8 protein-coding genes are annotated in these 19,427 nt (G+C 70.8%); 5 read left to right on the top strand and 3 right to left on the bottom strand.

What is annotated here, in order from left to right:
- Positions 1-11 precede the first annotated feature (11 nt).
- Positions 12-12,350, top strand: coding sequence for an SNF2-related protein (locus tag ABZY44_RS17575; protein ID WP_356654665.1), 12,339 nt, complete (start codon positions 12-14; stop codon positions 12,348-12,350).
- Between the two features lie 55 nt (positions 12,351-12,405).
- Here the strand turns inward: ABZY44_RS17575 and ABZY44_RS17570 are convergent, their stop codons facing one another.
- Complete coding sequence (locus ABZY44_RS17570; RefSeq protein WP_356654663.1) at positions 12,406-13,074, bottom strand: GIY-YIG nuclease family protein; 669 nt, start codon at positions 13,072-13,074, stop codon at positions 12,406-12,408.
- Positions 13,075-13,473: 399 nt separating this feature from the next.
- Here ABZY44_RS17570 and ABZY44_RS17565 point away from each other — a divergent pair, with 399 nt between their 5' ends.
- From ABZY44_RS17565 to ABZY44_RS17555, 3 genes are all read left to right on the top strand, one after another.
- Positions 13,474-15,054 (top strand): DNA cytosine methyltransferase, encoded by a 1,581-nt coding sequence (locus tag ABZY44_RS17565; RefSeq protein ID WP_356654661.1) that lies wholly within the window; start codon positions 13,474-13,476, stop codon positions 15,052-15,054.
- Between the two features lie 86 nt (positions 15,055-15,140).
- Complete coding sequence (locus tag ABZY44_RS17560; RefSeq protein WP_356654659.1) at positions 15,141-15,680, top strand: hypothetical protein; 540 nt, start codon at positions 15,141-15,143, stop codon at positions 15,678-15,680.
- Positions 15,681-16,135: 455 nt separating this feature from the next.
- Positions 16,136-16,723, top strand: a complete 588-nt coding sequence (locus ABZY44_RS17555) for a helix-turn-helix domain-containing protein (protein WP_356654657.1) — start codon at positions 16,136-16,138, stop codon at positions 16,721-16,723.
- Here the strand turns inward: ABZY44_RS17555 and ABZY44_RS17550 are convergent.
- A complete protein-coding gene (locus ABZY44_RS17550) occupies positions 16,720-17,580 on the bottom strand; it encodes a hypothetical protein (RefSeq protein WP_356654655.1) in 861 nt (286 codons plus the stop codon). The genes ABZY44_RS17555 and ABZY44_RS17550 overlap by 4 nt on opposite strands.
- Positions 17,581-17,688: 108 nt before the next feature.
- Between ABZY44_RS17550 and ABZY44_RS17545 the strand changes: the two genes are divergently transcribed.
- A complete protein-coding gene (locus ABZY44_RS17545; RefSeq protein ID WP_356654653.1) occupies positions 17,689-17,916 on the top strand; it encodes a hypothetical protein in 228 nt (75 codons plus the stop codon).
- Between the two features lie 88 nt (positions 17,917-18,004).
- On the opposite strand, the gene ABZY44_RS17540 is transcribed toward ABZY44_RS17545, so the two are convergent.
- Positions 18,005-19,396: a sporulation protein gene (locus ABZY44_RS17540; RefSeq protein ID WP_356654651.1), complete on the bottom strand. Its 1,392-nt coding sequence runs from the start codon at positions 19,394-19,396 to the stop codon at positions 18,005-18,007.
- Positions 19,397-19,427: the final 31 nt, after the last annotated feature.

The following is a 19,427-nucleotide window of genomic DNA, read 5'->3' as shown; positions in this document are numbered from 1 at the left end:
GTCAGCAGGATTTGGCGCCGTCGCATCTTGGTGAGCGCGCGTACGCGAACATCGAGGCTCTGAAGCTGATTCAGCAGCTGGAGCGCGAGGGGCGTACGGCGACGGCCGAGGAACAAGTTGCCCTGGCCCGCTGGTCCGGCTGGGGGGCGCTGAAGCTGGTGTTCGCGGCGCGACCGCCGGAGCCGGGACCAGAGACGGCCCGGGAGACGCGTCGGGCATGGGCCCGGTGGCTCGCACTCGAACCGGTTCGCACCCAGGTCCGCGCTCTGCTGTCTGACACGGAGTGGGCTGATGCCCGCCGCAACTTGCTGAACGCCCACTACACCGACGCCGGCCTGGTCGAGGCGGTGTGGGATGGAGTCCGGCGGATGGGCTTCGACGGCGGGCACGTGCTGGAGCCGACGTCCGGCAGCGGTAATTACATCGGCCTGGCCCCCCAGGACACCGCCGTGCCCGTCCGGATGACGGGCGTCGAGGTCGAGGCCAACACCGCGGCGATGTCGCGGCACCTGTACCCGGACGCCGACATCATCACCGCCCCGTTCGAGGACGTGCACCTTCCCGACGGCGCCTTCGACGCCGTGGTCGGCAACATTCCCTTCGGCCGCTACAGCAGGTACGACAAGGTCCACAATGCCGATCTGGCATTGTCGATCCATGACCACTTCGTGCTGAAGTCGCTGGCGGCCACGCGGCCGGGTGGCATCGTCGCCCTGATCACCTCGCGATTCACCTTGGACGGGAAGGACACCAGCCCCCGGGAGCGGCTGTACGAACTCGGGGATCTGGTCGGCGCGGTCCGCCTCCCTCTGGGGGCTCACCGTGAGGCGGCCGGAACGGATGTGGTCACCGATGTCCTTTTCCTGCGGCGCCGCATGCCGGGGGAGGAGCGCGGCGCTGACGGATGGCTGGGGACGCGGGAGCTGGTCCTCGACGGCCACGAGGAGCCGGTACGCGTCAACCCGTACTTCCTGGACCACCCGGAGCATGTGGTGGGCGAGCTGCGGGCGCGGCTGGGCAAGTACGGTCCCGAGCCCACCGTCGTCGGCGAGCGCGACGCTGCCGCAGGCCTCGCCGCGGCTGCCGAGTCGATCGCGGCCCACGCCCGCACCGTGGGCCTGACCGCGACTCCCTCCACCGCCAGGCCGACAGCCGCCGGGGACGGGGCTGTGGTGTCGCTGAAGCAGGCGCTGACCGAGGGCTCGCTCGGGCTGGACGAGCTGGGCAACCCGACGATCGTGGAAGACGGCAGGATCGTCCCCCTCGACGTCCACCCCGAGCAGCAGGGCCGCCTGGTCCAGCTCATCAGCCTCAAGGCCCGCGCCCTGGCCCTCTACAAGGCGGAGAGCGCCACCACCGAGCCGGGGGAGACGGCGGAACTCGCCGAGCTTCGGACCGCACTGCGCGAGGCCTACCAGGCTTACCGGAGGAAGAGCCCGCCCCTGACGAAGCCGGGCCAGTTCCGGATCTTCACGCCGAAGGAGGCCAAGGAGCGCGCAGTCCTGCTGGGGCTGGCGAAGGTGCCGGACGAATGGAAGTCCCGCACCGCCTACGGGCTCATTGATGATGACCCCGACGCCGATGTGTTGTTCGGCCTGGAGGAGTGGGACGAGCGCACCGCCTCCGGCGTTGAGCAGGCGGTGCTGCACACCCGGGTCCTGGAGCCGAGGGCGCTGCCCACGACGGCGGCCACACCCGAGGACGCCTTCGCCCTGGCCCTGGAGTGGGACGGCGGCCGGCTCGACATGCTGCGGGTCGCGAGCCTGCTCGGTGTCAGCGAGGACGAGGCCGCCGTCCAGATCAGCCACCTCGCGTTCCGGGACCCGGCGCAGGCCGGTTTCTGGGAGCCTCGCCACCGCTACCTGTCCGGGAACGTCCGCGAGAAGCTGGAGCAGGCCCGCGAGGTGGCGACGGAGGATCCCTCCTACATCGGCAACGTCGCGGCGCTGGAGAAGGTCCAGCCCGAGGACCTCACCCCGGCTGAGATCAAGGCGAAGTGCGGCGCCCCGTGGATTCCGGTCCAGGACTACGAGGCCTTCCTACGTCATCTGGGCTTCGAGCACGCTGAGGTGCGGCATGCGGGCGGTACTACCTGGGAGGTCCGTGGGGCGCATATCGGCGACCTGGCTCGCTCGGAGTGGGGCACTACCGAGCGCAGCGCCCAGGACCTGATGCTGGCGATCCTGCGGCAGGCCGACTCGACCATCCAGGTCACCTACAAGGACCAGGACGGCAAGATCCAGGTCCACCAGGCCGCCACGGACGCCGCGCGGGAGAAGGCCCGGCTGATCGTCCAGGCTTTCGACGACTGGATCTGGGCGGACCCGGGGCGGGCCGAGCGCCTTGCGGGCATCTACAACACCACGTTCAACAGCCTGGTCCTCCCGGAGTACGACAAGGCGCCGCTGACGCTGCCGGGCATGAGCACGCTGTGGCAGCGGCGTCTGCGTGATCACCAGAACGCTGCGGTGCGCCGGATCGTGTCCGAGCCGACCGCCCTGTTGGCCCACGTGGTCGGCGCGGGCAAGACGGCCACGATGGTGGCCGGCGCGATGGAGCTGCGCCGCACAGGGCTGGCGAAGAAGCCGATGATCGTGGTCCCCAACCACATGCTCAAGCAGGTCACCCGGGAGTTCCGCGAGATCTACCCGGACCGCGAGCGGGTCAAGTTGCTGGCGATCAGCGCGAGCGACCTGAACAAGAAGCGGCGGGCGAAGTTCCTCGCACGGATCGCGGGCGGCGACTGGGACGCGGTGATCTTCACGCACGAGGCGTTCAATGTGGCCCCGCTGCGGCCGGAGACCATGCAGGCCTACCTCGACCGCGAGATGGCGAGCCTGCGCGCGCAGCTCGATGCCGCCCGTGAGGCGGGCATGCACGACAAGACGATCACGGACATCGAGACGAGCCTGGCCAACGCCGAGGCCCGCCTGCAGAAGCAGATTGACGAGTCGTCCGACGGGGCCGGGATGTGCCTGGAGGACACCGGCATCGACTACGTGATGGTCGACGAAGCGCACCAGTACAAAAATTTGCGGACGATCTCGGCCATCCCCGGGGCCGGTATCCAGGGTTCCGCCAAGGCGACCAAGCTCCACATGCTGTTGGACTACCTCCGCGAGCACAACGGCCACAACCGTGTCGCGACGCTCGCCACCGGCACCCCGATCGCGAACAGTGTGACCGAGGCCTACGTCCTGAAGCGCTACCTGGGCCCCGACCTCCTGGAGCGGATGGGCCTGGAGAACTTCGACAGCTGGGCCGCGACCTTCGGCGAGGTCGTCTCCTCCCTGGAACCCGACGCGAAGGGCGACGGCTACAAGTACAAGGCGCGTTTCGCCCGCTTCTTCAACGTGCCCGAGCTGATGACCGCGTACAGGGCCTTCGCCGACGTGCAGATGGCCGAGGACCTCAATCTCCCGGTTCCTCCGGTCCTGGCCGGCCCCGACGGCCAGCGCGGCGAGCCCATCCACTTCGCCGTCACGGGCTCACAGCGCCAGTTCATCAAGGAACTGCCCCGCCAGGAGTGGGTGAGGAAGCCCGGAGGCGTCCTCAAGGCCTTGGGGCTCGGGCTGCGGGCCAGCCTCGATATGCGCCTGGTGGGAGGTGAGGAAGGCGAGGGTAGCAAGCTGGAGTACGCCGCCGAGCAGATCATGCAGGTCTGGGAGCAGACCAAGGACGTCGTCTACCCCACCTCGAAGACCGACCCCACACCGCAGCCGGTACCCGGCGGACTCCAGCTCGTCTTCTGCGACGAGGGCACCCCCGGCTCCAGCGCTGAGCACCCCGTCGACCTGTATGACTCCCTGCGCGAGCACCTCATCACCGCGGGCATGCCCCGCGAGGAGATCCGCTTCATCCACGAGGCGTCCACGGACAAGAAGAAGGAGCGCCTCTTCGCGGACTGCCGGGCCGGCCGCGTCTCGGTGTTGGTCGGCAGCACCGAGAAGATGGGCACCGGCACCAACATCCAGGACCGGGCGACCGCGCTGCACCACCTGTCCTACCCGTGGCGGCCCGCCGACATGGCCCAGCGCGACGGTCGCATCGAGCGGCAGGGCAACCTTAACGACCCGACCGTCCCGGACACCCCCGACCACGTCCGCCTCTTCTACTACGTCACCAGCGGCTCTTTCGATGAGTTCCGTCTCAACGCCTTGGCCCGCAAGGCGCGCTTCATCTCCCAGATCCAGCGCCGCGACTTCAATCTGCGCGAGATCGAGGACATCGGCGAGGAGGCACTCAACCTCGGGATGCTCTCCGCACTCGCCTCCGGCGACCCTGCGATCCTCCAGCTCGCCGAAGCCACCGCCGAACGCGCCCGCATGCAGGGCCTCGCCCGCACCTGGGACCGCCAGCAAGACGGCCGCCTCCAGCTGGCCAAGGACCTGGACGATTACCTCCAGCGCGCAGCCCCCTGCCTGGAAGGGATGCGCGCGGCCATGCCCAACCGCCGCCCGACCGGCGGCGACGCCTTCGCCATCACCATCGACGGCCGCACCCTGCGCAGCCGGGACACAGCGGCCGCCACCCTCGGAGCCCGCATGGTCGGCCTCGCCCGCGACCCCAGCCTCAGCCCCGGCGAGCGCGTCCCCGTGGGCACCCTGGGCGGACAGGACTTCCACGGCGAAATCTCCTACGACGCCGGAGGCCGCCGCCAGCTCAAGCTCCGCTTCGCCTGGGGCCACGTCGTCCCGGTCGGCCACCGCGACGACCGCGCGCAGTGGCAGTGCTCGGCCGTCAACGAGTCCAACGGCCGCGGCGCGATCGTCTCCCTGGAGAACTTCCTCACCAAGCTCCCGGACGACGCGGAGAAACTCGAACGGGAGATCCGTAATCAGCAGGGGCACCGGGCGGACGCTGCGGCGAACTTCCGTTCGTACGAGGACAACCCCTACCGGATCGCGGCGCGCTCCAAGGAGATGGAGGAGAAGCTCCTCAGCAAGCTCGTCATCGTCAACGAGAAGAAGGCCAACCTGGAGGAGGAGTCCGGACCCACCCCCACAGGGGACGCCGCCGAGAAGCTCGCCGAGTACCGCGCGGAAGCCGACCGGCTGCGGGCTCTCATCGCCGACGAGCACGCCATCCAGCAACAGGCCACGGACTCGACCACCCTGGAACCGTCGACGGCCCCCGTACGGACCACCGCCGCCCCCGGTGAACTGCCGCTCGGCGACGCGACGGACAACTCGGTGACCGAGACCTCGACCGCCACCGCCGGACCTGCGGCGCAGGAACCCGCCGCCTCACGGGAGACAGCCGAGGAGCCGCAGCCCCCCGCGCCGGCCGCGAGCAGCTCGCCCGACGCACCGCGACCCGCTGCGCCGTCCCCAGCCGGCGACCTGCTCCCGGACGGGGAGGCCCTGGCCGAACAGGCCGGGCCGGGATCAGAGACTGCGGTGGATCCTTGGGAGAGTGCCGTACGTGAGCTGACGGCGGGCGGACTCCTGGACGAGCGCGTCCTTACCTGGGCGCGGGCCAACGACGTCAGCAACCTGGCGATTCCCCTGCTCAAGTGGGCGGGCAACCACCTCAGCGACCGGTGGGACGACCTGGACACGGACGACTGGCCCGAGTGGGTCACCCAGTACTTCCAGGTCTCCTCAGAGACCCGTCGGGCGGTCGTAGCGCGAGTCGCGGAGGCGGTCCACACTGCCGTCCACCAGCCCGAGGCCGAGCCGACACCTACACCCGCCGCCCCGGATGCCCCCGAGCAGGGCCGGGAAATGACCGTCGAGGAGATGGTCCGCCACGACGCCCAGGCGATGGCTGGCCTGCTGGGCGGCAACGCGCAGGTCGTCACCAGCGACGAATTCGCCCGACTGCTCGGCGGCCTCTCCTCTGCGGTCCCGGTCGGCGCCCAGCCGACGCTCGTCCCCGGCAGGGACCTGTGGCAGGACGCTGTCACCGCCTTCACCGACGCCGCGCTCGCCGACGAAGCCCTCGCCATCGAGGCACGCGCTAACGCCGCCCTGGAGACCTTCCAGCTGACATTTCGCGAATGGGCCGAGGACTGGATCACCGAACGCTGGCGCTGGGAGGACGACGACGTCCGCCCGGACTGGGTCGAGGCCTACCTCCACCCGGAGTCCCCGGAGTCCTGGGAGACCGGACGCCAACTCGCGGACCAGGTCGCCGCCGACATCTACACGCGCGCCCGCCAAAGGGCGGCACTCCCCAGCGAGGCGGCCGCCCGAAACCGGGGCATCCAGCGCCCCGAGCCCTCCATGGCCTCCTTCATGCAGGAGGTGCTCCAAGAAGCGGCCGACAGTGCTACTGCCTTGCTTGCCTCTGCGGGCTTGGCCGACAGCGTCGTCACCAGGTGGGCCCGCGACGCGGGACCCGACTTGTTCGCCGAGAAGTTCGCGGAATGGACCGAGGAATGGCTCCTGGACCTCGCAGGGCAGCCCGACGCGGACGATCTGCCGGTCCCGGTCCGGTTCCTCATGCACCGGGCAACCCGGGAACAGGGCGAGCGGATCGCCGCCGCGGCCGCCGCGTCCGTGCACGCGATCGCCCGCGAGGCCACCACCGATGACCCAGCTCCGGGCGCTGACGACGCTGCACCCGGAGCAGCCGTCGACACCGCGCTGGCTGACCCTGAGGTCGAGGCGGTCAGGCGCGTGTGGCTGCAGTCGAAAGACTGGTGGGTCAAGACCGCTGCTGAAGGGCGTAGCGGCCAGCGGCTGCACCTGGCATCGACGCCCGGCTACGTCCTGGTCGAGCGCACCTCGAAGATCGCCGAGGGCTGGGAGGTCGTCCCTGCCGGTGGCCAGCGTCTCAAGATCGGCCCCTACACCGGCATCGCGGAGTGGGGGCCCGCCGAGCGGGAGCACGCCGAGGCCTTCGCCGCGAAGCTCGACCAGGCACTGCGCGGCCCGGACGGCGCCCCCTTCTCCTGGCCCGTGCGGGGGAAGTGGCGCTCGGCCGAGGGCTACAAGCTGGACCGGACCATCGCTGAGGTGCGGGCCGCATGCGATCGCGAGCGCGGTATCGAAAGCAGTCCGGGCATCCACCAGGCCGCGGCCCTCGCAGACCGCGACGCCCAGGCCCAGGCCGCCGTCGAGGAGAAGAAGGCCGCCGCCGCGGCAAAACGAGCCGAGGCCAAGGCCGCGAGGGCCGCAGCCGGCCGACCCTCCAGCCCAGATCCCGGCCCGGCAACACCTGCTCCTAAGGCCAGCCCCGACAGTCCGGCCGACGCAGCACTACCGCAGGCCGAAGGAGCCGCATCGGAGGCACCGGCAGACGCCGCGAGCCAGGCTCCTGCGGCGTCGGCGCCGGAGGGACAGGCCCCCACCGCCGACGCAGACCCGACTCCGCCAGCAGAGCCTGCGTCCGAGCAGGCACCTTCCCCGGCCGGTGACCCTGAGGCACCCGAAGCCGCAGGACAGGCCGGGCAAGACGCCGAGGCCGAACTGGAAGAGGGACACCGCGTCATTACCCCGGACGGCCCGGGAACGGTCACCACCCTGTACGGCGACCTGGCCCTGGTCTCTGCGGACAACGCCGGAAGCCGGGTCTGGCACACCGCGCAGCTGCAACGCGAGGACCAGCCCGGCGTCCCCATCCTGCGCACCGCCGAGATCCAAAAGCGCCAGCAGAACGCCGCAGACATCGACAGGGCCGCGACGCCCAGCGGCATCCCCCTGCGCCATGAGCCCTACCGCCGGCTGCGCGACCTGGACATCGAGGGCGGCCACGGCACCATCGCCGAAGGCATGACCGTGGACTGGGACAACAACGTCCACGAAGCCGGGAAGGTCGTCGGCTGGGTCCGGGCACGAATGGGCGACAACGGAAAGCGGTACTGGTGGGCGCAAGATGCCCGCGGCGGACCCCCGGACGACATGCCCTTCCACGAGAGCCTGCCAGCTAAGGCCGGGGTGCCCGCCATCCGAGCAGCCGGCATGTTGGACACCGACAGGAAGCCCAGCTCCAAGAACGGGCACTCCCAGGTCATCACCCCGCCGTACGCGGTGCGCGAGATCAAGCTCACCACCGCACAGGTCGCGCTCCTGCGCACCTTGCCGATGGTCGGGACCTACCCCGACGGGTCCGACCTGCCCACGCCGCCCTGGGTCGGTGAACATCGGCGGTACGTCATGAGCGTGGCCCAGATGCAAGCCCTGCGCGTGGCTGCCGAAGCCGCCGCCGACACCTGCGACAGGACCACCACCATCGGACGCCGCTCCCGCAAGGTGCTCCTGACCGCAGCCGACAAGCTGCACTTCGAGGAGTACGAGACCGCCCGACGCGGAGCGTCGATCCCCCCGATCGGGGAGCCGGACCCATACGCCGGTCCCTACACCCCGCGCCCGCCACGCCCAGAGCCCGACGCCGCCGAACGCACTGCGTCCCCGGCAGAGGCGAAGGAAGCCGTGCTCGACAACGAGCAGGCGGACGCCAGCCCCGTACAACCGGCAGCCCCTGCCCCAGAGCAGGCAGCCGCACAGAGGCCGACCGCCCAGGCCGAGGAGACACCCGTGGAGGATCAGGACCAAGCCGAACTCCCCGGCATGGCCGACGCGCTCGACGCCCGCGGCGACAGCGTGCCTGTCGACGTACCGGCACCGAAGCGCCCGGAGCCCGCAGCAGCGGAAGATGCACCGTCGGCGGAACCCGTCGTACCTACGGCTGGAGCCGTCGGGTCCACGGCTGCTGATGCTCCTGACGATGCCGCACATGGGTTCGCGCCGCAGGACCGCGTCTTCCACGACGCCATGCGGTACGTGGTGGAAAGCGTCTCGCCGGACGGCACCGTCATCCGCACCATTGACGGCCAAGACCTCCCGGTCGCCGAGGTCGTGGCTGAGGCTGACATGCCTCCCGTCATCACCGAAGACCTGGCAGAAGGATGGTGGCGCTTCACCTACGAGGGCCGGTCCTACACCGCGACCACGTTGCCGCCCGACCTCGCACGGGCACATCCGACGGCCGTGCTCAATACGGTCATCGTCGACGAGGCAGGGGCCCTGGTCGGCCGAGCCTTCGGTCGGCCCCACGAGTCGGCGATCATCTGGGCCCACGCTCACCCCGGGGTCCCCCACCCGCATGTGGCCGAGTGGCTCGGCACCACGCCGACGCCGTGGCCGGACCACACGCCGGCAGAGATCGAGCACGTTACGGCAGGCCCGCCACCGGCCGAGCCCGACGGCGACGACGAGGAGACGGACCGTCCGGACACCCCCGCGGCGTCGGGAGAAGCCCCGATCTCCGAGGACCGCCCGATTGCCACGGACGCACCGGCGCCGGAGGCCCCGGCCCCCGACTCCGAGGAGTTGGTGCCGCAGGGCGCCAGCCCTGTTGAAGGGGAAACGGCAGCCGAGACCCGAGCGGAAGCCCCGCCCAGCCCCGACCCGGCGGTCGCGCCTGCCGATGATCTGGAGGAGCAGGACATGACGGTGACGCCTGACACCGAGCCGGTCGCCCCGGACGTGGAGGATCCTCCGGAGCCCGAGCGGTACACCGAGACCACCGCCCTCCCCATGGATCCGGAGTTCGCGCTGCGGCTGTACGGCTGGGACGGCCAGCCGCCGGAGTCCGGCGAGCTGGTGTACCGGGACACCGTCATCGCCGCCGTGCGGCCGAGTCAAGGCGGGGGATGGTTCGCCCGCCTATCCGCCGAAGGCCTGCCCGCCGACGTCACCTCCCTGGTCGCGACGCCCTTCCAGGCCGCGCACGAAGGAGCCGTCTACTTCTCGGCGCTCACCGCGGTTCCGTACGGGGAGCCGATCCCCGACGCGCAGAACGTGGGCCGGCTGTCACGAGCCGACGTCGTACGCACGGCCCTGCGCGATGCCGCCAGCATGAACCGCGACCTGATTACCGCAGCGGCGGCGCGGGCCTGGCCCACGACCTACGGCAGCAACCCGCACCTCCAGCACCTGGTCGAGCGACTCTTCGAGATGCAGAACGCCCTGATCAACACGGCGGGCGCACGCCAGATGGCAGCAGACCTGGAAGCGGTCGAGCAGGCTGCGACCGCGCTTCGCGGCACCCTGTCCGAGGATCCCGCTGCTCCGGAGCGCCAGCACGTGGGCTTCCGCCTTGCCCACCTCCTCTACGACACCACCCGACTGAAGGACCACATGCGCGCGGCCCTGGAGGCCACGCGCGCGGAACGCGAAGAGCGGACCGAGGCCGACCACCGCGACGCGGCTGACGAGCCGGCCGTCGCGTTCCCCGACCCGCCCGAACCGCAGCTGGAGCCGGACCTCCCGCCGGACCCGGAAATGGAGCTGGAAGCGGAGGTACCCAACTCCGCGCCGGAGCAGTACGTCCGCACGACGGCTCTGGACGAGGACGCGCGGTTCAGCCTGCGCATGTCGGGCGAGATCGGCCAGGAACCGGACTACGGCGAGGTGCTCGAAGGACGAGCCGAGTTCGCCGTCGTGCGCTACTCGGCAGCCGGAGGAGGCTGGTACGGGCAGATCACGGATCCCGCAACCGAATTCGACCTCACACCGCCGGTCGCCACACCCCAGGAGGCAGCGCACCACAGCGCGATCCTCTACTCGATCGGCTACGGCGCCGAATACGGAGAGGCGCCCGCCCCGGCCCAGGACACCGAGACAGCCACCCGCGCGGACGTCGTGCGCGTCGAGATGGCCGCAGTGGCGGCCCGGCACCGGGACGCGATCACCGAGGCGGCAGCGCGAGCCTGGCCGACCACGTACGAGGACGACCGCCACCTGCAGGCCGTCACCGGTGCGCTTGACGGCCTTGCTGCCGCGCCCCAGGAGGCGCTGTACGTGAACCAGATGGAAGAGCGGCTGAATGCCGTGGACGCGGCGGCCATGACCTGGGCCTCCTACTTGCCCGCCGTTCCCGGGCCCGAGCGACAGCACATGATCTTTCCGCTGTACCACCTCGCACGTGATGCCCGGCGCCTGGAAGCGCGCCTGCAGGCCACGGCCGCAGCAGTTCGAGAAGAGCGGGAGACGCTTCGGCAGACCGCCGTCCCGGTGGTCGAGGTCGCCGCCGTCCCGGACGTCGAGCCGGCCGTGGAACCGGTGGTCGAGGTCGCCGCTGTCCCGGACGTCGAGCCGACCGTGGAGCCGGAGGCCGAGCCCCCCACCGAGCCGGTGGTCGCGGTCGACCAAGCGCAACAGCCGCCGCTCACCACCGTCGCCACCGACCAGGAGCAGCGCGCCGATGCGGGCGAGCCGGTGCTTGCGACACCGGAACAGGACCTGGACGCCAGCGCAACATCTGGACCCACTCCACCGCGGCCGATCCCGGACGCCCCCGAAGCCGGACCGGCACTGGCACCAGACCTGGCGGTCCCCGCCGACGATCGTCCCGAAGCCGATGCGGACCCGGCACCGACTCCGCACCCCGAGGAGTTGGCGGAATCGGCCGCTTCATCGAACGCTCTGGAGGACATCGCCACCACTCCCGTGCCAGCAGGCGATGAGCAGGGCGCGGTGGTAACGGAGCAGCCCGAGGCCGACCCGCCGAGCGTCCCGGAGCCTGCGCCGGTGGAGCCCGCAGGGGAAGCCACCCCGCAGGCGGACCTGCCCCTGTGGACCGGGCCCGATCCCGACGACCTCACCTCCTACGAGTCCGATGTCGCCGACACGGATCTCCTCAGCGACATCAGCGCACTCCAGGACGCATGGGAGGCCGCGGTCCTGGCCAACGGAGGTGTCGCTCACGACCTCCGGGAAGCGCTCCACGACGAGCTGACCGCTCTGGAACAGGCGCTTGCCGGCCCCACGGCTATCCAGCCCGTGGCTCCTGCCGCTGAGGGGAACGCGGCAGGGAGCGGATCGCTTGACGATGCTCCTGGAGCGGCTCCTGGTCGGGACGCCGCCGCTGTTAATAGGGCCCTCGCCGCTGCGGACCAGCACCAGGCCGCACTGCACGCGACACCCGAGTGGCAGGACATCCAGACCGTGCGCGGTGCGGCCCGGAACCTGCGGCAGGCCATCGCGCGGCAGACCGGCGCCTGTTTCGAGAAGATCATGGGCGACGGCCGTGTGCAGGCCTGGTGGAAGAAGACCTCCATCCGGATCTGCGAGCGAATCGCCAACCTGGCGACGCGCGCGGCCGACCGTCTACGCGGTCACGAACCGGAGCCGGCCGCCTGCATGGACCGACTCCACGAGGCAGCCGACCGCTACGGGCGTCCTGCCGGTCCTCCGCGCGGCGACGAATCCGAGCTCCAGAAGCGCATGCGCAAGCTGGGCGACGGCCTGGCCGCCGCCGAGGTGAAGGTCAACGCTGCAAGGTCCCGCTCGACCACGGTCCGAAAGCCGCCGAAGCCCAGGGGTGCCCCGGCCGACCAGCCGGGACACCTGCGACGGACAGCGGCCGATCCCAAGCGCGGCCCCCGGCCGGGACGCTGAACGCGTGGGCCCGGCCGCGGTACCGCAGCCGGGCCCACGCGTTGGTGGGCGCGTGCTACTCCGGGAACGCTTCCCACTCCTCCAGGTCGGCCAGCACGTCGGCGCAGGCCTCCCGGATCACGGCGACGGGATCCTCCGTATCGCGGAAGTCGAACCATTCCCCTGACATCCGGCGGCCGCTGAACACCTTGTGGAGGCCCTCTTCCAAGGGGACGCCGCGGTTGCAGTCGCTGAGGGTCCCGTTCTCAGTCCAGCGGCGCGGGCCGTGGGGCCCGCCCGTGGTCCAGCGCACCACGAGCTTGGAGCTGGAAGCGGTCTGCAGGTTGTTGAGCCGGGCGGCGACATCTCCGGCCACGCCGATCTTGATGATCTTCGGCTCGTGCTCGGAGGAAATCGCGTACACCGCTCGGCGGTCGACCGGCCGGCGCCCGGTGCCGCGAGGGCGGGGCTCCTCCATCAACCAGAGCATCTCGTCATGCTCAGCGTTGAGCTGTTTCCTTATCTGGGTCACACAGCGGCTGAGCGTGGCACGGGCCTCGTCGGCGGTGCACGCGCCGGAGGAGACGGCGCGCAGGATCTCCATGACGGCTGGGACGTCGAGGCTCATGTGGTGGCCATGGGCGTCGCTGCGCGCATCGCTGCCCATGATCATCCCCGTCGTGAGCGAGATGTCGCGTATATGGGTGCTGCCCATGTTGACGTTGAGTTTGAAGGTCTGCGCCATCTCGGTCCCGTCTGCCTGAAGAGAGTCAACGCCGAGTGTCGCAAGCCGCGCTGACAGACCGTGCGCCGCGACGGTTCGGGTTCAGGCAGCGGGGGCTCCGCCCCCACACCCCCGGCCACCCTGCTGAGGGGGGGACTACAGCGCGCGCCGAGTGGGGGAGCAGGGGGTGGTGCGCGGGGTGGGTCCCTCGTTGGACGCCCCTCCGCACCATGCCCTACGACCGGGCGGGGCCGGCTCCGCAAGCTCCGCCACCCCCACCCGCCCGCAGGGCCCCCGAGAGCGCCGCCCAACGAGGGACCCACCCCGCTCGGCCCGGCACATCGGCGAGCCGCCGCCGGGTCTTACCGGCCTCTTCCGGATGCGTGAATCACCCGTTTGAGCTGCGAAAACACCGCCCCGATGTCCGCTATTGCTGTAAAGTTGTCCATGTCGCCAAGGGTGGTCGGTACCCACCCTGGCAGCCCGTCAGAAACCCATCACCACGGAATGAGAGCTGTCATGTCCCTGACTGCAACGGACATCTTCTGCGGCGCCGGAGGCTCTAGTACGGGTCTCGTGGCCGCTGGCTACGAGCTCAAGCTCGCCGCCAACCACTCCAAGGTCGCCATCGAGACCCACAGCGCCAACCACCGCGACGCGGACCACATCTGCGCCGACATCAACAACTACGACATGCGCCGCCTGCCCACCACGGACATCCTGTGGGCCTCCCCCATCTGTACGGAGATCAGCCCCGCCGGAGGCACCCGCCGCAGCGTGCAAGACGGGCAGATCGGCATCGGCGACGACGACTACGAGCCCGCCGATCCGCAGGCGTTCACGCGCACGCGCGCGACCGCCTACGACGTGATGCGGGCCGCCGAGGTCCACTACTACAAGGCGATCCTGTGTGAAAACGTGACCGAATTCGCCACCGACTGGCGGCTTTTCCGCTGGTGGGTCCAGGGCATCGAGCTCCTCGGCTACAACAGTCAGGTGGTCTCAGTCAGCTCCGCCCACGTCGGCGGACCCGACAACCTCCACGCCCCGCAGTGGCGCGACCGCATCTACATCGTGTTCACGCGGACCGGCATCCCCATGCCGGACCTGCGCCCCCGGCCGCTCGCCTGGTGCGCTGGATGCGGCGAGGACGTCGAAGGCGTCCAGGCCTGGCGCAAGGGCCGCACCATCGGGAAGTACGCCCGCCAGTACGACTACCAGTGCCCCAACACCCGGTGCCGCAACTCCCTGGTCGAGCCCTACACCCGACCGGCCGCCGCAGCGATCGACTGGACCAACCTCGGCACGAGGATCGGCGACCGGACCCGCCCCCTGGCAGCCAAGACCATGGAACGCATCGAGAAGGGCCTCCAGCAGTACCCGCAGCGCGCCAGCCTCCTCACCCTCAATCACTCCGGCCATGACGGCCGCGCGATGCTTCCCGAGCAGGGCCCCCTTCCGTCGCGGACCCGCAAGGTCGGCGAAGGCCTCCTCGTCCCCAGCCGCCACGGCATGCTCGTTCCTGCTGGCGGCAGCTGGAACGACACCCCCACCGGCCTCGCGGAGCCGATGAGGACCCGCACCACCCGCGACTCCGAGGCCTTGGTCACCATGCCGTACGTCGTCACCATGCGCCGCAACGGCCGCGTCGACACCGTGGAACGCCCGCTCGCCACGTTCGCCGCCCGGGGCCGACACCACGGACTCGTCATCCCCTACCGCAAGGGCACCGCCAAGCCCACCAGCGAGCCGATGCTCACCCTCGCCACCCGAGACTCCGCCGGAGTCCTCACCCCTGCCGACACGGCCATCGAGCAGGCCCTCAGCGTCGAGGACTGCAATTTTCGGATGCTTCAGCCGCGCGAGCAGTTGGCGGCCCAGCGGTTCCCCGGCGACTACATCATGCGCGGCAACAAGACGGAGCAGACCCAGCAGGCGGGCAACGCCGTGAGCTGCAACGTCGCCCAGTGGCTCGGCGCCCGAGTCGCCGCCGTCCTCTGACCTGTCACCTACCGCTGTAAATCAACTTCGTCGGGTGGGGCGGCCGGTCCGCCCCACCCACCCCCCACACCGCACGGAGGAACACCATGACAGACACCCAGGTCACCAGGACCTACGCCGACCCGGACACGGACGCGGACGCAGCCGTCACCGCAGCCCGGGACGCACTCCGGGACACCTACGCCCTCACCGGGCTGGCGACCGTCCACACCTACATGGATCTCTACGACCACGTAGACAACCCGACGGACATCGACCGAGGCGTGGCATTGGTGGCGGAGACCGCCTGGTCCCGAGGCCACGTGGAGCCCACACGGACACAGACCGCGTTCACCGGAGCCGTCCGCGAAGTCATGCACGCCGCGACCGCCGACCACCACGACGCCGTCGACATCCTCCACCGCGCCTTGATCTACGCACGCACCACGGAACGGCCCGCCCCCGTAGACGGGCTGGACGACAAGGCCTTCGCCGGTGCCATGGCCGACCTGCTCGCCGCTTCTGCGCACCACATCCCGGGCTGGTGCGCGCTGACCACCGCCTGCGCCGCGCTCGCCCAGTTCACCGCCGAGGCCGAGCCCCGGCCGCTCACCATCCCCCAGCAGCACGGCGACAGCCCCTCCTGATGGACCCTGCCCGGCCGGAGCCACGAACCCGGCCGGGCACCGCCATGACCCAAAACAAAGGGGCGATGCGACGGCCGCCCCGGGGGCCCGACCCTGGCCGCGCACGCCGGAACCCGGCTTGGGACGCCCAGCGACACCCGGTCCGCCGGCCATCCCCTGTGCGCACCCCGGTGGTCCACCGCACCGGACCGCACCCAACGGGGGAGCGCGACGGCAGACCGGGGGCCCGCCCCTGGCCGCGCACGCAGCAGCAGGGCCAGGCCGCCGGGCGACACCCGGTCCGCTGGCCACCGCCCGGTGCGCACCGCCGCGGCGCCTCTGTTCAAGCCCGTCGTGGCACCGACGCCCATACCCCGTACGGCAAGACGAGCCGTGCCCATCGGCCCCGAACCATCTGTATCCGCCCGGGTCCGGCGTACGGCACGCTGGACCCGCATACCGAAGGAGAGCCACGGATGATCCCCCAGGGACGCCGCACCATGACCGAGGACGACATCGCTACCGCGAGCGGCCTGCCCGTGTACACCTGGCGGCGACGCCACGGCGCCGACTTCCGCGCCCGCGTCCCCGTCCTCAACCCCGGTGAGAGGCTGCGCCTCTACGACGCCGCCCAGGCCACCGCCTACGTCAAGGGCGCACCCATCCCCCCGCGCCCAGCCAAGGACGCCGTCCACCCCGACGACCTCCTCAGCGACAAGGAGGCCGCGTCGGTCCTCGGCATCGACGCCACCACCGTCCGCGCATATGCCGCCACCGGCTACCTCCCCGCAGGCACCGAGCGCCACGGCCGAACGTGGTGGGTGCGCCGGAGCCTTGATGCCCGTCGCGACTCCGCAGACCAGCGTCACCACAACCCCGGCCGACAGCCCGGCGTTCTCCGCGACCGAGGCCAGCGCCACCGACACGATCCCCGCGTAACGGAGGCCGCCGCCCTTCTCCTCCTGGGACAGGTGACCACCGCCGAGATCGCCGAGCGCTACCAGGTCGGCCAACGGACGGCGCAGAGGCTGCTCGCCGCATCCCGAACCTGTCCCGAGGGTTAGAAGCCGCTGTGGGGACGCCGAACCAGCGGGGTCCCCATGGCCTGTGCACCCGAGGCCGGCTTCCAAGTGTGCTCAGGGGCCGCCGCGCGAGGCAGCAGCCGACGGGGGATCCTCACCGGAACGCGCAGTTTGGCGCTGTACAGATCCGGGTCGTGCTCGGCGAAGAAGTGAGGGCTGATCCGGCGGGGGAAGCGGAGCTCCAGTTCACCGGGAGCGCCGGACGGGCTGACCATCGTGACGACGCACATCTCCGCCGGGCAGCGGCACCAGCAGTCCACCACTTCCAGGGGCAAGCCCCAGCCCGGGCCGGCCAGCAACCGGACGAACGTGCCGTGACGCGCTGTTGTGGCTGTGGGCTCATGGATGTGGTCGATGATCCACTGTTCCCCGGAGCGGGCGGGATTCACCCACGACGTGGTGGACAGCGGGACGCCCGGAGTACGCCACAGCCCGACCCGCCGGAGCAGGCCGCTGGCCAGCCATGCCGTGGACGCGGTTCGGGTGGCCCGGGGCGTCAAGAGCGCCCCGTCGCCTTCGACGTAGTCCCGCTCGTGCTCTGTCCAGGAGGTCGGCGACGAGCGGTAGCACGACACCAGCTCGCACTCCCTCGCTTCCCGCTCCTCGGCGGCGAGCGCGGACTTCCAGGCCGCAGGGGTGATCCCGGTCAGCAGAATGCGGGCCGAGGTCCCCAGCCAGATCATGGTGATGCCCTTAGCTGACGGCGGCGAGAACCGCGCCCCGGGAATGCCGTGCAGCTCGCCGGCCGCGTCGGCCCGCGGTGGCAGCACACGGGCCAGCTCCCTGGCCATGCTGTCCCCTTCGAACCGTACGGTCAGGCCGTCCGCCGTGGGATGCACCCACTTGATCCCCCACGGATACACGGGGTCGCACGAAGGCCAGGCCAGACGTCGCAGAAGCCACCGTTCGAGGCGCTCTTGCTGAGGTCCCGGGGTGGGGATCAGGCCTTGACGCCGAGGCACAGCCCCGGCGACGCCGAGCGCACGCTGGTAGGGGAGTCCGGTGTAGAGGGACAGCAGCTCGGCGTCGCGCCGGAGTGCGGTGATACCCATGCCAACCTCAGCCGCAGGGCCGTCCCGACACCGGCGCGCGGCAGGGTCGCGGGCTGGATGATGCTGTCGGTGTGGACGGAGCCCGCTTCTGCCCCCGGCAAGGGCACTCGCAAGGTCGGGTGAGCGCCAGGGCACGGCCTCCTGAAGACCGGTGACCGCCATTCCACACAACACCCGACGCCCTGACAACGCGCCACGCCCGTTTTGCTGATCAGGCTGCGGCAGGAAGCTCGGTGCGCGTGCGGTGGATGAGTTCAGCTACCTCGGGCTGTGCCTTCCACGGTGCGAGGGCACGGGTCACGTCATGGAGATAGCTGTGGGCGCGCGAGGAGTGGACATTGCTGAGGATGCGCAGCGAGGTGTTCGCGGAGGTGAGGCCGCGTTCGAGTTCGCGGTTCTGGAGGTGGCTGGTGGCCAGGACGGCCATACGGATGCCGGTGGCGCGGGTGAAGCGGTCCGCCGGCATGGGCTCGGCCAGCTCGTTCCAGGCGAAGGCTCCCTTGGGGTCGTCGAGGTCGCGGTGTACCTCGGTGGCGTCGGCGGCTAGCCGTGCGTGGGTCATGTAGGCGAGCTGCTCCGGGTCGTGGCTGCCCGGCCGGATGGAGTCGAGCAGTTCCTCCGTGCGGCCGAGCGCGGCCTTGGCCGCCTTGGCGTTCCCGGTGCGTCCGTGGGCGCGGGCCTCGGCCAGCTTCGCGAAGGCCAGCACCCGCGGCGCGGCGTGGCCGAGGCCGCGCTCGTAGGCGCCTTCGGCCATGTCGGCGGCTTCTTCCGGATGGCCGCGCAGGAAGGCCTGGAGCGCCATGGTGGCCAGCACGTAGCAGCCGCTCTCCACATTCCCCGCGGCCCGTGCCAGGCGCAGGGCCTGGACGAAGTGGCGCTGGGCCACGTCGTGGTGGCCGGTGTCGACCGCTGACCAGCCCACGACCCGCGACAGCTCGGCGGTCGCCGCGAACAGCTCGCGCCCGATGGTCTCGGTGTAGGTGCCGGTCAGCAGCGGTGCGGCGCTCAGGCGCAGGCATTCGGTGACGGAGCTGGCCTTCCAGTTCCCGCCGCCGAACCGGGAGTCCCACAGGCGGGCTTCGTCGGCGGCCTTCCACAGTTCGTCGAGGTCGCTGCGGCCGACTTGCCGTCCGCCTTCGTGTGCGGTGGGGGCGTCGGTCGGTTTGGCCAGCCAGCGGGTGACGGGGGTGGCGAAGGCGGCGATGGCGAAGCCGTTGCTGATGAGCTGGCGGCGGGAGCGGTCCACGGTTCTCCAGTAGGTGGCGGCGACGCGGATCGCGTCGACGGGGTCGCGGGCGAAATCCAACCCCATGTCAGGGTTTCCGCCCGACCTGCTGTACATGCCGATCTCGGTCACGCTCACCGCTCTGCCGAGGCGTTCGCCCAGCGCAGCGGCCAGGAACTCCGGTGTCCGGCCGCGCGGGATCATTCCGAGATTCACCCATCTGGCGACACTGGTGTGCTCGTACCGGAGCGGAACCCCGGCCGCGGCCCCGAGCTTGTTGATCTGCGCGGCCAGGGACTTGTGGCTCGCGCCGGCCTGCTTGACGAGCCGGGCCAGATCCTCGTTGGGATCGCCCTGGCGGTCCTTCGTGGGCGCCACCGAGCCCCCTTATGCCAGCCGGTGTCCTGCG

It is taken from the genome of Streptomyces sp. NPDC006544, assembly GCF_040611715.1.
GTDB lineage: Bacteria > Actinomycetota > Actinomycetes > Streptomycetales > Streptomycetaceae > Streptomyces.
The sequence above is the reverse complement of the archived record's forward strand: the minus strand, read 5'-3'. Positions and strand labels throughout refer to the sequence as shown.

What these genes read in the sequence shown, in the direction of transcription:
- ABZY44_RS17555 (WP_356654657.1), top strand. Translation starts at nt 16,136, where the DNA reads ATGATCCCCCAGGGACGCCGCACCATGACCGAGGACGACATCGCTACC.
- ABZY44_RS17565 (WP_356654661.1), top strand. Translation starts at nt 13,474, where the DNA reads ATGTCCGCTATTGCTGTAAAGTTGTCCATGTCGCCAAGGGTGGTCGGT.
- ABZY44_RS17560 (WP_356654659.1), top strand. Translation starts at nt 15,141, where the DNA reads ATGACAGACACCCAGGTCACCAGGACCTACGCCGACCCGGACACGGAC.
- ABZY44_RS17570 (WP_356654663.1), bottom strand. Translation starts at nt 13,074, where the DNA reads ATGGCGCAGACCTTCAAACTCAACGTCAACATGGGCAGCACCCATATA.